Source organism: Serratia sp. Ser99, from assembly GCF_024519545.1.
In the GTDB taxonomy this organism is placed as follows: domain Bacteria; phylum Pseudomonadota; class Gammaproteobacteria; order Enterobacterales; family Enterobacteriaceae; genus Serratia; species Serratia liquefaciens.
In genome coordinates, this window is record NZ_JALJRT010000014.1 from 15,987 (window position 1) to 29,094 (window position 13,108).

At 58.5% G+C, this 13,108-nt stretch carries 13 protein-coding genes; 1 reads left to right on the forward strand and 12 read right to left on the reverse strand.

Annotation, left to right across the window (positions count from 1 at the left end; genetic code table 11):
- Positions 1-15: 15 nt before the first annotated feature.
- Complete coding sequence (locus tag NR114_RS21755; protein ID WP_020828521.1) at positions 16-684, reverse strand: DUF1345 domain-containing protein; 669 nt, start codon at positions 682-684, stop codon at positions 16-18.
- Between the two features lie 205 nt (positions 685-889).
- Here NR114_RS21755 and mscS point away from each other — a divergent pair, with 205 nt between their 5' ends.
- Positions 890-1,759: a small-conductance mechanosensitive channel MscS gene (gene mscS / locus NR114_RS21760; RefSeq protein ID WP_020828520.1), complete on the forward strand. Its 870-nt coding sequence runs from the start codon at positions 890-892 to the stop codon at positions 1,757-1,759.
- A 90-nt stretch (positions 1,760-1,849) separates the two neighbouring features.
- On the opposite strand, the gene NR114_RS21765 is transcribed toward mscS, so the two are convergent.
- The 11 genes from NR114_RS21765 to NR114_RS21815 all read right to left on the reverse strand — a co-directional run bounded on the left by NR114_RS21765 (position 1,850) and on the right by NR114_RS21815 (position 13,105).
- Positions 1,850-3,199 (reverse strand): aromatic acid/H+ symport family MFS transporter, encoded by a 1,350-nt coding sequence (locus NR114_RS21765; protein ID WP_256814495.1) that lies wholly within the window; start codon positions 3,197-3,199, stop codon positions 1,850-1,852.
- Between the two features lie 203 nt (positions 3,200-3,402).
- Positions 3,403-4,101, reverse strand: a complete 699-nt coding sequence (locus NR114_RS21770) for an RluA family pseudouridine synthase (protein WP_234529582.1) — start codon at positions 4,099-4,101, stop codon at positions 3,403-3,405.
- Between the two features lie 175 nt (positions 4,102-4,276).
- Complete coding sequence (araD, locus tag NR114_RS21775; RefSeq protein ID WP_234529581.1) at positions 4,277-4,978, reverse strand: L-ribulose-5-phosphate 4-epimerase; 702 nt, start codon at positions 4,976-4,978, stop codon at positions 4,277-4,279.
- Positions 4,972-5,832, reverse strand: a complete 861-nt coding sequence (locus tag NR114_RS21780; protein WP_116691794.1) for an L-ribulose-5-phosphate 3-epimerase — start codon at positions 5,830-5,832, stop codon at positions 4,972-4,974. The genes araD and NR114_RS21780 overlap by 7 nt, the downstream gene beginning before the upstream one ends.
- Before the next feature lies 1 nt (position 5,833).
- Entirely contained in the window at positions 5,834-6,490 is a 657-nt protein-coding gene (gene ulaD, locus NR114_RS21785) for a 3-keto-L-gulonate-6-phosphate decarboxylase UlaD (RefSeq protein WP_116691795.1), read from the reverse strand.
- A 9-nt stretch (positions 6,491-6,499) separates the two neighbouring features.
- A complete protein-coding gene (locus NR114_RS21790; RefSeq protein ID WP_306217762.1) occupies positions 6,500-7,978 on the reverse strand; it encodes an FGGY-family carbohydrate kinase in 1,479 nt (492 codons plus the stop codon).
- Positions 7,978-9,273 (reverse strand): MFS transporter, encoded by a 1,296-nt coding sequence (locus tag NR114_RS21795; protein ID WP_234529016.1) that lies wholly within the window; start codon positions 9,271-9,273, stop codon positions 7,978-7,980. Before NR114_RS21795 ends, NR114_RS21790 begins: the two co-directional genes overlap by 1 nt.
- Positions 9,274-9,392: 119 nt before the next feature.
- The gene (locus NR114_RS21800; protein WP_046372690.1) at positions 9,393-9,863 is read right to left on the reverse strand and encodes a YhcH/YjgK/YiaL family protein; all 471 of its coding nucleotides are present in this window, start codon (positions 9,861-9,863) and stop codon (positions 9,393-9,395) included.
- A 13-nt stretch (positions 9,864-9,876) separates the two neighbouring features.
- Positions 9,877-10,875, reverse strand: coding sequence for a 3-dehydro-L-gulonate 2-dehydrogenase (yiaK, locus tag NR114_RS21805; RefSeq protein ID WP_046372691.1), 999 nt, complete (start codon positions 10,873-10,875; stop codon positions 9,877-9,879).
- Between the two features lie 256 nt (positions 10,876-11,131).
- Positions 11,132-11,992 carry an SMP-30/gluconolactonase/LRE family protein gene (locus NR114_RS21810; RefSeq protein ID WP_061069032.1) on the reverse strand — a complete coding sequence of 287 codons (861 nt, stop codon included), beginning with the start codon at positions 11,990-11,992 and terminating at the stop codon, positions 11,132-11,134.
- Between the two features lie 12 nt (positions 11,993-12,004).
- Positions 12,005-13,105, reverse strand: a complete 1,101-nt coding sequence (locus NR114_RS21815) for a substrate-binding domain-containing protein (RefSeq protein ID WP_046372693.1) — start codon at positions 13,103-13,105, stop codon at positions 12,005-12,007.
- Positions 13,106-13,108 lie beyond the last annotated feature (3 nt).

Consider the following 13,108-nt stretch of genomic DNA (forward strand, 5'->3'; position numbering starts at 1 on the left):
GAGCCTTTTTTGTTGCTAGCCCAACAGACTGGCGCCGACGTTAATCGACAGCCCCAGGATCACCAGGTTGAAAACAAAAGAAATCACCGATTGCAGTAGAGCGACTTTGCGCACCTCGGCCGCACCGACGGCCACGTCGGCAGTTTGCGAAGCCACCGCGATGGTGAACGAGAAATAGGCAAAGTCCCAATAGGTAGGCTCCTTAAGGTCGCCGGGAAACAACAGCGGCAGCGGATCCTGCTGTGCACCCTGACGATAAAACTGATGGGCATAGTGCATGGTAAATGCCGTGGGCAGCAGTAACCAGGACACCACCAGCGTCGCGCCGGTCAGCGCCAGATGCAGCGTCTTCAGAGAATCGCTGACCTGTTTGGCGGTGCTCAGCTCAAACAGAATGGATAAAATGCTCACCAGACAACCGATGCTGACCAGTGCCAGCACCATACTGGCGCTCTCATCCTGTGCCCGTGCCAGTTGGCGGATGTGTTTTGGCGTGCTGATCAGCATCAGTCGCCAGAGAAACAGCAGATAGCACCAGGCCAAAACGTTCCAGCCGAGCATCAGTCGCTGCAGCTCAGAAAGCGTGGCGGGCAGCAGCAGGTAGCACAAGATGCCCGCACCGACGGACAGCAGCAGCCTTGGCCGAACCTGCCAGTAGTGTTTGATTGACGATGGAATGTGCATAACCGATGAAGTTCCTTATCGTTATAAAGGCGATAGCGCTGTGTTCAGCATAGAAGAAGCGTGGCGGCTGTTTCGGCTATTTTTGACGCTTACGGTTGGCATGCGGTGGAAATGTTGGTTAACCTAAGGCGGTGGTTTCCGACTGACGGCTGATGTCAGTTTTTTTGCGAGTTTATCCCCTTAGGGACAAGTTAGGACGACACGAATGAAAGATCTGAATGTAGTAGATGGCATTAATGGTGCCGGTAACTGGCTGGTGCAGAACCAGGACTTATTGATTCAGTACGCGGTGAACATCGTCGCGGCGATCGTTATTTTCATCATCGGTTCGATCATTGCACGCGTAGTCAGCAATGCATTAAGCCGGGTGATGAAGCTGCGCGGTATTGACGCCACGGTTGCCGACTTCCTGTCTGCCATGGCGCGTTACGGCATTCTGGCCTTCACCTTTATCGCCGTGCTGGGGCGCGTTGGCGTTCAGACCACCTCGGTGATCGCCGTGTTGGGTGCCGCAGGTTTGGCCGTCGGCCTGGCGCTGCAGGGCTCACTGTCCAACTTCGCTGCAGGCGTGCTGCTGGTGGCCTTCCGTCCACTGCGTGCCGGTGAATATGTCGATCTGGGCGGCGTAGCCGGTACCGTCGACCAGGTGCAGATTTTTTCCACCACGCTGCGTACCGCAGACAACAAAACCATCGTGGTGCCGAACGGCAAAATCATCGCCGGCAACATCATCAACTATTCTCGCGAGCCAAACCGCCGCGTAGACATCGTGGTTGGCGTGGCTTATAACGCCGATATCGACGTGGTGAAAAAAGTGTTGGGTGATGTGATCGCTGCCGACAAGCGCATCATGCACGCCAAAGGCGTAACCGTACGCTTGAACGAGATGGCGCCATCTTCACTGAACTTTGTCACCCGTTCCTGGACCACCAACGCGGAATACTGGAACGTATACTTCGATCTGATGGAGAACTTCAAGCGCGCGCTGGATGCCAACAATATCGGCATTCCGTTCCCGCAGATGGATGTTCATCTGTACCGCACTGAAGAAGCGGCAACCGCGAAAGCGGAATAAAGCAGAACAAGAGAAAAGGGGCCACGGCCCCTTTTTTTATTGCCGGCCGAGGCTGCATCCTGTGGATGTCACCTCGGCTTTTCCGTTTTATCAGTTTGATAACGCGGAGTCTGGCACAGGGGCGTGGCGGTTCACGCTGAGCCGGTAGAGCAGGAAAATAGCGGCAGAGCCCACCAGTACCGGCAGCGCCAGCCAGATGAAGAACATCTCCGACGTCCCTGCCGCGACAATCATCCAGGCGCCAAGCATTGAACCGACTATCGAGCCGAAGCGACCGCTCGCCATCGCCCAGCTGACTCCGGTGACGCGAGCGGCGGTAGGGTAAAGGGTAGCGGAGACCAGATTCAGGCCGTTCTGCGCACCGGCCACGCCGAAACCGATGAGGAATACGGTGATCGCCAGCGTATAGGCGTCCCCCATCAGATAACCGGTAGCGCCAATTACCAGCGCGGCACCCAGGTACGACAGGGCCAATACCCGGTAGGGGCCGATGCGGTCCATCAGCAGCGCCATAAGGATGGCACCGAGGGTTCCGCCCAGCGGCACCATCGCCCCGATGCGCGAAGCGTGGACGATATCGTACCCGGTATCCTTGAGGATGCTTGGCAGCCAACTGGTGAGCAGATAAAACACAAACAACGAGCAGAAGAATGCCACCCACAGCAGCAAAGTGCGCACTGCGCGACCTTCGATGAACAGGTGGGAGATTGGCGATCTGGCCAGCGCGGGGCGTTCATCATCGATAATCGTCACGCCCGCCCAACTTTTGCCGGTGATACGCTCGACCACCTGGCGCAGGCTATCGGCATGTTTCGGGCTGGCAGTCATAAAGCGCGCTGACTCGGGCATCTGCCAGGCCAGCAACGGCAATAGCAACAATGGCGCGATGCCACCGAGCATCAGCAAACCACGCCAGCCGAAGGCCGGAATAACCTGCCCGGCAAGGATGCCGCCCAGCGCCAGACCGGCGGTGAAGCCGCTCCAACTGAGGGTGACCATGATCATCCGCCGACGTGCCGGCGAGTATTCCGAGCTCAGGGTGATGCAGGTGGGCATTGCCCCGCCCAAACCGATACCGGTGATTAAACGCAGCAGGGTCAACGACTCGATTGAGCTAATATAGGCCGAGGCCAGAGTGCCTCCGCCAAAGATCAGTATGGAGGCGAGCAGCACGCGCTTGCGCCCTATGGCATCGGCAACCGGGCCGAAGATCAGGCTGCCAAGCAGCAGGCCGAACAATCCCGCGCCAAACGTCGGCGATAACTGGGCAGGCAGCAGTTGCCACTCTTCGCGTAACGCCGGGGCGATATAGCCGATGATGGCGGTGTCAAAACCGTCCAGCAGGACGATCAGGAAACACAGGGTAAGGATCAGGATTTGATAGGGCGAGATTTTCGCGTTGTCGATGATCTCGCTGATACGAGCGGTGTTTTGGCTCATGGGGGTTCCACTTTAATTAGGCTTGTGTGGAGCTGGCTGGAGGGCTGTGCAGGCATCAGGCTCTTGCTGAAACGGGCCTGAACCAAAGCCGCTGTGGCTGGCATGGTGCAGAAAGTCTGAGTATACACCAGAGCCAGCGGCTTGCAGCGATGCGCTGAGATGAGCCGTTCTGTTTCAGACAAAACGGCTTAAATACTCGGTTCTCAGAACGGGCAAGCATGGTGGGCCTTGATCTTCTCTGCGCTGACAGGATGAACGAAATGCAGTTCGCTGGCGTGCAGCATCAATCGCGGCGTCCCTTCGGTGCCTGGCAGCAGACGGCCGCCATACAGGTCACAGCCCAAAATAGGATGGCCCAACTGCTGGCAGTGGATACGAAGCTGATGGGTGCGTCCGGTCTCCGGGATTAACTGTACCCGCGTCAACGGCAGTAACGTCCCGTCTTTCAACTCGCGATAAGTGCGTTCAACGACCCGATAGCGTGAGCGAGCGGGCTTGCCGTGGATTGAGCAAATCGACATCAGCGGGAACAGCGCCGGATCTTTGGCAATTGCCGCATCTATCACCCCTTCGTCGTCGTTCAGGTGCCCGCAGAGCAATGCGCTGTACACCTTGGTGACGGTACGCTGACTGAACTGTTGGCAAAGGGCGGCATTGATCGCTTTATTACGCGCTATCACCATCAGCCCGGAAGTGCCGAAATCAAGGCGGTGGATCAGCGTACAGCCAGGAAATAGCTGCACCAGCCGATGATGTACCGAATCGAGGTTTTGCGGGTTTTTCCCCGAGAGGCTTAGCAGCCCGGCGGGTTTATTGATAAGCACCAGACTTTCGTCCTGATACAGCGTTTCTATCTGGTCATGGCACGGCGGGGCAATAAAGGTATCGATAATCTTAGACATCAGGCTGCCCGACGGGAAAGTGGGAGCGGATAATAACGAATTTTTGGCCGCCAGTCAGTTGTCGCTACCCGGCCCCTTGCCAAAGGAGGGTGAACGGCTAACCCGGCAGAGGGGCTTTCACCAGACGCCGAACGGCGTCTGGCTTCCAAAAGAATTACTGAAAGGCGTTGCCGGATTATTGCCCGTAGTAGGCATTTTTGCCGTGTTTGCGCAGGTAATGTTTATCCAGCAGTGCCGGTTGCATGCTGTGAATGCCCGGCGTCAGCTGACGTGAAAAAATCCCCATGTAGGCAATTTCTTCCAGCACCACGGCGTTATGCACCGCGCTGTGCGCGTCCTTGCCCCAGGCGAACGGCCCGTGTGAATTGACCAATACTGCCGGAATGGCGTTCGGGTTGATGCCGCGACGGCGGAAGGTATCGATAATGACCTTGCCGGTTTCCAGCTCGTATTCATGCTCAATTTCGTCTTCGGTCATCAGTCGGGTACAGGGAATGGCTCCGTAGAAGTAATCGGCGTGAGTGGTGCCCCAGGCGGGGATATCCAATCCTGCCTGCGCCCAGATGGTGGCGTGGCGCGAATGGGTATGAACGATACCGCCGATATCGGCGAATTCACGGTAAAGCTCCAGATGGGTAGCGGTGTCAGATGAGGGCTTTTTGGTGCCCTCGACGGTGTGCCCGTTGGCGAGATCGACCACCACCATGTCCTCCGCAGTCATGTGTTCATACTCCACGCCGGAAGGTTTGATCACTACCAGCCCGCGTTCGCGATCCACGGCGCTGACGTTACCCCAGGTGAAGGTCACCAGGTTATGGCGCGGCAGGTCTAGGTTGGCTTCCAGCACCTGTTGTTTAAGCTGCGGCAGCGTTAGCATGTCATACCCCCTTGTTGCATTTTCTGTTCGATCCACCGGCGGGCCTGCACAATCTCGGCCACCGGCTCTTCGGCTTTTTCGGTCCACATTTCAATCAGGAAAGCACCGCGGTAGTTAAGCTGTTTCAGGGTGCGGAATACGGCGACAAAATCGACGCAGCCTTCGCCAAACGGCACGTCGCGGAACTGTCCCGGCGAGCTATCGGTAACCGGGTAAGTGTCTTTCAAATGGATGGCGGCGATGCGGTCAATGCCCAGCGCCAACTCCTGCGCCACGTCATTGCCCCAGGCGCTCAGATTGCCGACGTCCGGATAGACCGTGAACCAGGGGGAGGCCAGGCAGGCGTCCCAGGCCTTCCATTTGCTGATGGAGTTCATAAAGGCGGTGTCCATGATCTCTACCGCCAGCATCACCTGCGCTGCGGCGGCGCGCTCGACTGCCCACTGCATACCCTCGGTGAAGCGGGCAAGAGTGCTTTCGTCCTGCGGCTCGTAATAGACGTCATAGCCGGCGAGCTGAATGGTGCGGATGCCGACGTCCTTCGCCAGTTGAATCGCCTGTTCCATCATCTCGAAGGCACGCTGACGCAGCGCATCGTCATGGCTGCCGAAGGGAAAGCGGCGATGACCGGACAGGCACATCGACGGGATGCTGATGCCGGTTTCCAGCATGGCGCTGACCAACGACAACCGCTGCTCCTTGCTCCAGCTCAGGCGTGCCAGCCGCTCGTCGCTTTCATCCATCGACATTTCGACAAAATCAAAACCGCAGGCCTTGGCCAGCGCCAGCCGCTCGGGCCAGGTCAGGTGCTTCGGCAAGGCTTTTTCATAAATTCCCAAGGGGTGCTGACGCATATCAACTTCTCCAGATGTCATCAATGGCCGAGCGGAACTGACCGGCAGCGGCCAGCGGATCGGCAGCCTCCGCCAGCGCTCTGCCGACGATAAAAGCGGTCACGGCGATGTCTTTAAACAGCGGCAAATCGGTCGGCGTGATACCGCCGGTCACCGACAATTCAATGCCCAGATCAGACAAGGCCTTCATCAGATCCAAATCTTCATGGCTCCAGGTTTGCCCGCTGGCCTGCGCGTCGCGGCCACGGTGGTATATCGCCTGGCGGATACCGAGGTCGCGCCACTGTTGGGCATCCTCCAACGTCCAACGGCCGAACAGCTCAATCTGAATCTCGCCCTTGTGTCGTTGCGCCACTTCCAGCGCACTGGCCATGGTGGCCAACGGGGCGGCGCAAATGACGGTCATCCAGTTGGCACCGTGGCCGAAGGCCTGCTGCGCCAGCGTGCCACCGGCATCGGCCACTTTCAGGTCGGCCACCAGCGTATGTTGCGGGCAGCGCTCGCGCAGTGCGCTCACCGCCTGAATACCGGCGCTGATGCATAAGATGGTGCCGGCCTCGATGATGTCGACGTGGGGCCGCAGGCGTTCTGCCGTCTGCAGAGCGGCATCTAACCGGGTGTGATCGAGCGCCAGCTGCAGGCGCGGTTTATTGCTCATAAAGCCTCCTTACTGTGCGGATTGCTGCGTTTGCAGCGCGGCAATCAGCGCCTGATAACGTTGGTATTTTTTGCCGTAGGCCGCGCTTGCTGAAGTATCCGGCAACACCTGCTCAATACGTGGCGCCAGCTCGCGTTGAGCCGCGGTGAAGTCGCTGAATGCGCCGCTGCCGACCATCGCCGCCATCGCGGCGCCCAGGCAGCCGGTTTCTTCCACCTGCGGCAGTTCGACCGGCAGGCCGCTGACGTCGGCAAACATCTGCATCCAGGGCACTGACTTGGCTGGGCCACCGGTGACGCGCAGCGCGGTGGCCGCAGGGAAACGTTGCCGCATGCGGTTGAGATGGGTCATATGGCAGAACACCACCCCCTCGTAAATCGCCTGCACCAGGTGCTCGCGCTGGTGGAAAGCCTGCAGGCCGTGGAAGCTGGCGCTCAGGCCCAGCCCGGCGTTGGAGCCATACAGGAAGGGCGCGAACAGCAGGTTGCTGTCGGCCTTGGGCAACGCCGCTACCCAGTCATTGAGTTGGGCGTAGTCTTGCAGGCCCCATTGTCGGCAGAACCACTCCAGGTTGGCGGCGGAGGTGGGGCTGGCTTCATGTACGATGTATTTGCCGGCTTCGGCATGACGACCATAAACAAAGGGATGATCGAACCCTGCGGTAATGCGGTCGGTGATGCCGCTGGTGACCGACCAGGTACCCATCACCGCATTGAGTCGGGTTTCGTCCTGCAGCCCGGCGCACAGTGCGGTAGACACCACGTCAAACAGCCCGCCAACCACCGGCGTTCCCGGCAGCAGCCCGGTGGCCGCGGCAGCGGTAGCGTTGACGCGACCGGTGATTTCAGCGGAACCGACGATAGGTGGCAGCGCGGGCATGATGTCGCCAATCCCCAGCAACTGCGCCAGCGCCGGGTCATAGCGGCCGTCGGCCATCTGATAAAGATTGGATTCGGAGATATTGGTCTCTTCGCAGGCCAGCTCGCCGGTCAGGCAGTGGCGCAGATAATCGTGCGCCATCAAAACGCTGCCAATTTGGCGATAGCGTTCCGGCTGGTGTTGCCTGACCCAGCGTAGCAATGACACCGGATGGCCGGTCCACAGCGTTTGTCGGGTCTGCGGGTAGAGCGCCTGCGGCACGCCCTGTTTTTGCCACTCCTGCACCAGTGTCAATGCGCGCTGATCGGAAGACAGCATGGCGTTGCCCAGCGGCAGGCCGCGTTTATCCAATAAAAACGCGCCCTTGCCCTGTGCCGAGATGCCGATTGCCTGAATATCGCCGGCGGCAATCTCGTTGCGGGCCAAGACTTCCCGGATCACCTCGGCGGCGGTGCTCCACAGCGCGTGCATATCCCGTTCCGCCCAGCCGGGCTGTGGCGCGATAATCTCAAGATTGCGGCGGGCAATATCCAGCTCGCTACCTCGGCGGTCATACAGTCCGGCTTTGATAAAGGTGCCGCCGCAGTCCAACCCCAACCAATATTCCATTATTCGGCCCCCGCTTTCTGGTCGCATTTATTCGGCAACATCAGTGCCAGTACCGAAGCGATGGCCAGCGATACCGCCAGGCTGTAAACGCCGACATCCTTGCTGAACAGGCTGATCAAGACGCCGACCATGTACGGGCCGCAGAAGCCGCCGAGGTTGCCCAGTGCGTTGATCGCGCCGCGTGCCCCGCCGGCCACTTCGGCGTTAAACAGTTTGGGAGGAATGGTCCAAAACACCCCGGCGGCGGCCTGGATAAAGACGCCGCAGCCAACCAGTGCCGCGTAAGACCACCAGATGTGATCTTTTAACAGCACTGACAGCGCCATACAGATGGCGAAGCAGGCCAGCGGCAATGCGACGAACACTTTGCGTTTGCCGGTACGATCGGACAGGGTGGAGATGATCAACATGCCGAAGATGGCGCCGATATAGGGCAGGATGGCCAGCATGCCGACCTGCTCCATGTTGCCGTTGGTCAGCCCCTTGAGGATGGTCGGCAGCCACAGGGTGTAGCCGTAGATCCCGGTTTGATAGAAGAAGTTCACCATGATCAACTGCCACATGATCTTGTCGCCCAGCACCCGGCGCAGCGAGGCGTTACGCACCGTTTTGCCTTTGATCAGCAGCTGTTCGTCATGCAACGTTTTGATCAGGTAGTCTTTTTCAGCCTGTGAAATCCACTTGGCCTCCTGCGGGCGGTTACTGATGGTGAAATACCACAGCACCATCACCACCAGCGACAGCGCGCCTTCCACCAGGAACAGCATGCGCCAGTCCCAGGCGGTGATGATCCAGCCGGACAGCGGCGCGGTGAGAATACCGGCAATGGGCACGAACATAATCACGATGGCGTTGGCGCGCCCGCGCTCCTTGTCCGGGAACCAGTTGCTGATCATGGTCAGCACCACCGGCAGCATGCCGCCCTCGGAGACGCCCAGCGCGAAACGGAGGAATAACAGCTGATATTGATTGCTGACCAGCCCGGTCAGTACCGAGATCACCGCCCAGGCCAGCAGTGACCAGCCGATGAATTTCTTGCCGTTGCCATACACCGCCAGCTTGCCACCCGGCACCTGCAAAAACAGATAGCCGATAAAGAAGATGCCGCCGGCCAGGCCGGCCATGGAAGCGGTGATGCCGAGTTCATCGTCCATGCCGCCGGGCATGGCGAAGGCAATATTCACCCGGTCCATGTAGGAGATGATGCAGGTAATAAGAATAGGCGGCACTATTCTCAACCAGCGTAATTTGGGAATGACCTGGCTGCGGCTAACGGAAACAGAGGCTGTATTCATCTATACACCTTTCGCTATTTTGTAGGGTCGGGCTTTATTGTTTTGGTTTGCGTTGGGCACAAGGGCGCCCGCACCGGCCTGAGGACCGGTGTTTTTTGCAGGTTTTCGTTTGCTGCTAATTAAGCGCTAAATAATGCCAGCGGTATTTTCACCACCACTTTGCGAATATCGCCGGGCTGTTGGTTAATACAGGCCGGGCGATGCACATCCTGCGGGAAAAATACCGCAAAATTTCCGGGCTGCAGGGTTAACCAGGATTCATCGGCGACGTCCTGATAAAAAAGAATGTCGCGCTGCGCCAGCAAATCCTGGTGGATCGGGTTATTACCGCGATCTGCCGCCACACCGATCAATTCGGTGCCGCTGACCAGAAACTGCACGTCGACGTTTTCCCGGTGTACCTCCGGTTGCAGATCGCTCGGCTGGTGGGTCTGCAGATCCAGCACCTGTACCACGTAGCCGGTGGCAGGATCCTGATACCGACCGGCGGGCAGGGCGCTGAAATCGGTGCTTTGCAGATAGGCGATGGCTTTGGCCACCGGCGCCGGGTACTGTTCCGGCGAAGTATGGGCAATATGGCCGAATATCATGGTGACTCTCCTGTTAAAGCGCCTGAATGCGCGCCCAGACGCGCTCATCCACGGGAATGCCGTCACGCATGTTTTCCGCGTGAATACGTGGGAATTTATGGCCCGGCAGGCGAATGGCTATCTCCGGGTTGTCGCGTTCTGCGCTGGTGATGTAGTCCATGATGCGCTGCAGTTTGGCATCGCGGGTGGCGCCGTCGATCAAGCGTTCGATCTCAATGGCGATGAAGACCTGCGACACGCCATACTCTTCGCGGTTGTCTTCGGTCACTTCCGCCACTGAGGATCCGCCAGACAGCAGGGTGGCAATCATATCGAGCACGATCGACAGCGCGGATCCTTTCCAGTAGCCCATAGGCAAAATGCGGCGGTTCTCTTCAATGGTGGCAGGATCGCGCGTCAATTGTCCGTCGTTGTCGAAACCGCCGTCCACCGGCAGCGTTTTGCCCGCCAGCCGATTTAGCTCCAAAGCACCATAGGAGAACATCGACATCGACATATCCACCATGGTGATGGGGTTGCCCGGCACCGCGACGATCAGCGGGTTGGTGCCGATCCGGCACTCCTTGGCGCCCCAGGGTGGCATAACGGCAATCGAGTTGGTCCAGCAGATACCGATATAACCTTTCTCCGCCGCCTGCCAACCGAAACCACCGCCGCGCATCCAGTGGTTGGCATTGCGCAGGGCCACCAGACCTATGCCGTGGCTGTCGGCCAACTGCATGGCGCGATCCATCATCCGGCGCGCCGTGAGATTGCCGATACCCTGATGCGCGTCCCATTGTTCAATGGCTCCGAGTGACAACAGCTTGCTGGGTTCGGCGTCCGGCACGATATCGCCGGCGTCCAACTGCTGAATAAAGCGTGGGAAACGGTTAACGCCGTGGGAGTAAACGCCGTTGGCAGAGGTGTCGGCGAACATGCCCGCACAGTCATCGGCGGTGGCTTCCGCCACGCCCCGCGACAGCAGCACGCGTTTGAATTCCTGTTTCAGATCGGTGTAACTCACTCTCATGCTGGTTCTCCGCTACGGCATTTTTGTTTGTTTTGTGTTCTTTGAATTTCAATATACGAAATTGTATTTCAAATAAATGCTATACCTGCGGCCAGGTGAAGTCAAAGCGAGGGAAGAGAAAGTTATTTATATAAAACAAACGGTTAAATTAACTTGGTGGTTTTGTGATCGCAGACACGTTTTTGGTCGTTGCGGTGTTTTAGGCGTGGCAAAGCAGAGCGGTAACTGCCCGCTCTGCTTTGGCCTTTATGACTAATTACCCTCGCGTATTCAGTATCTTGCGGTACAGCGAAGTGGTGGCGGTGATGTACAACTCATTGCCGTCTGGTCCGCCAAACGTGCAGTTGGAGACCCGCTCTGGCACTTCGATCTTACCGAGCTGTGTTCCCTGACTGTCGAAGATCAGTATGCCGTCGGCGCAGCTGCAAAAAATGTTTCCTAACGCATCGACACAAAAGCCGTCCGGGAAGCCGGGGGCCACGGTGGCAAAACGGCGTCCGGCGTTCAGTTCACGTCCGTTAACCTGATACACCCGCAGCTCTCTGCGGCCCAGGGTTGGGAAATCGACGATCGACATATCCGCCACGTACAACAGAGACTCATCCGGCGAGAACGCCAGGCCGTTAGGGCGCTGGAGATCGCTGGCCGCGATGTTCAGCGAACCGTCGCGGGGATCGAAGCAGTAAAGGTAACAGCCAACGATCTGGCTTTCCGACTTGTAACCTTCTTCGTCACCGATAATGCCGTAGGGCGGATCGGTAAACCAAAGGGTGCCGTCGGAACGCACCGCCAGATCGTTGGGTGAGTTGAAACGCTTGCCGTCAACGCGATCGACCAGCATTTGCACCTCACCGTTGTTTTCGGTTCGGCTGATGCCGCGTCGTCCGTGCTCGCAGCTGACCACGCGGCCTTCGGCATCCCGTGCGTTGCCGTTGGCATAATGCGACGGGGAGCGCCACAGGCTCAGTTCCCCCTGTCGCGACCAGCGGAACATGCGATTGCCTTTCACATCGCTGAACACCACCGCATTTTGCGCGGGCAGCCACACCGGCCCCTCGGCCCAAATGGCCGGTGAGCACAGGCGTTCGAGCGGCGGGCCCGCCATCAGTTCGTTCATGCTGACCTCCGCTTACTTCACGCCCCAAATGGCTTTGTAATGGCCCTGATAATCATTTTGCGGGTCATACAGGTTACTGGCGCCGCCGTCGGCGGTGATGTTGTCGCGGGTCACCAGGTGTGCCGGGGTCACGTAGCCGGAAGGTGGCTGTTTGGCGAAGGCACGGTTGAACTCATCCAGCAGTTGCCAGCCGTGCAGTTTAAGTGGCTCAGGTACCGTGGCTGACTGGCTGCCGCCGGAACGAATGCGCTGATAGGCCGAAATCGAGCCGTCGCCGGCGGAAATGCTGTATGGCGCATGGGTACCGCCCTTACCGGCGGTTTTCAGTGCCGGTGCCATAAAGTCAAAATACAAATCGTTGATCGCCAGTGCGTACTGGAATTGATCGCCGTATTTCTGCAGCAGGCTGAAGGTCATGGCGGGCATGCGGTTGGCGGTGTCCGCCAGTGGGGTATCGATAAACTCAACCACCTTGCAGCCGCTGCATTTGCCGATCTCCTCCTTCATCACGTTGGCTTTGTCCAGCGCGATTTGGTACAGCGAATCGGTGAAGATCAGCACGCTGGCTTTGCCGCCGGACTGCACCACGGCATATTGGGCGGCAATGCGCGCCACTTCGTTAGAGTCAGAGGTGACGTTATAGAACACGTTGTACTTGGCGATTGGCCCCGGCTCTGGCACCGCGTGCCAGGCCGTCAGCACTATGCCTTGTTGAATGGCCTTTTTCAGCGGGATCTTGGCGACGTTAGGGTTCCAGCCGCCGATCACTATGCCGTCCGGCTTTTGGGCAATCGCCTGATTGAGCGAGGCCAGCTGATCTTTCACCGATCCACCGCCGTCGAGGGTTTCCAGCTTCCAGCCCGCGGCTTTCGCCGCTTCGCTCAGCCCTTCCTGCACCCCTTGCACACCGCCGTTTTTCATGTCCGAAGCGATAAAGATGATTTTCTTGTTGGCTTGCAGCTGTGGCCCGCTGGTGGGGCCGTCCCACTGAGTCACGCTGGCAGTCGCCTTGGCGACCGCGGCCGTGGCCTGATCCAGATAGGCGTCGGCCCAGGCGGATGAAGCAGCGCTGGCCAGCAGCAGGGTAGTCGGTAATATCCAAAGACGTTTCATTCG

Coding starts and splice junctions, on each gene's coding strand:
- NR114_RS21780 (WP_116691794.1), bottom strand. CDS start 5,832: ATGCGTCAGCACCCCTTGGGAATTTATGAAAAAGCCTTGCCGAAGCAC.
- ulaD (WP_116691795.1), bottom strand. CDS start 6,490: ATGAGCAATAAACCGCGCCTGCAGCTGGCGCTCGATCACACCCGGTTA.
- mscS (WP_020828520.1), top strand. CDS start 890: ATGAAAGATCTGAATGTAGTAGATGGCATTAATGGTGCCGGTAACTGG.
- yiaK (WP_046372691.1), bottom strand. CDS start 10,875: ATGAGAGTGAGTTACACCGATCTGAAACAGGAATTCAAACGCGTGCTG.
- NR114_RS21810 (WP_061069032.1), bottom strand. CDS start 11,992: ATGAACGAACTGATGGCGGGCCCGCCGCTCGAACGCCTGTGCTCACCG.
- NR114_RS21790 (WP_306217762.1), bottom strand. CDS start 7,978: ATGGAATATTGGTTGGGGTTGGACTGCGGCGGCACCTTTATCAAAGCC.
- NR114_RS21770 (WP_234529582.1), bottom strand. CDS start 4,101: ATGTCTAAGATTATCGATACCTTTATTGCCCCGCCGTGCCATGACCAG.
- NR114_RS21815 (WP_046372693.1), bottom strand. CDS start 13,105: ATGAAACGTCTTTGGATATTACCGACTACCCTGCTGCTGGCCAGCGCT.
- araD (WP_234529581.1), bottom strand. CDS start 4,978: ATGCTAACGCTGCCGCAGCTTAAACAACAGGTGCTGGAAGCCAACCTA.
- NR114_RS21755 (WP_020828521.1), bottom strand. CDS start 684: ATGCACATTCCATCGTCAATCAAACACTACTGGCAGGTTCGGCCAAGG.
- NR114_RS21800 (WP_046372690.1), bottom strand. CDS start 9,863: ATGATATTCGGCCATATTGCCCATACTTCGCCGGAACAGTACCCGGCG.
- NR114_RS21765 (WP_256814495.1), bottom strand. CDS start 3,199: ATGAGCCAAAACACCGCTCGTATCAGCGAGATCATCGACAACGCGAAA.
- NR114_RS21795 (WP_234529016.1), bottom strand. CDS start 9,273: ATGAATACAGCCTCTGTTTCCGTTAGCCGCAGCCAGGTCATTCCCAAA.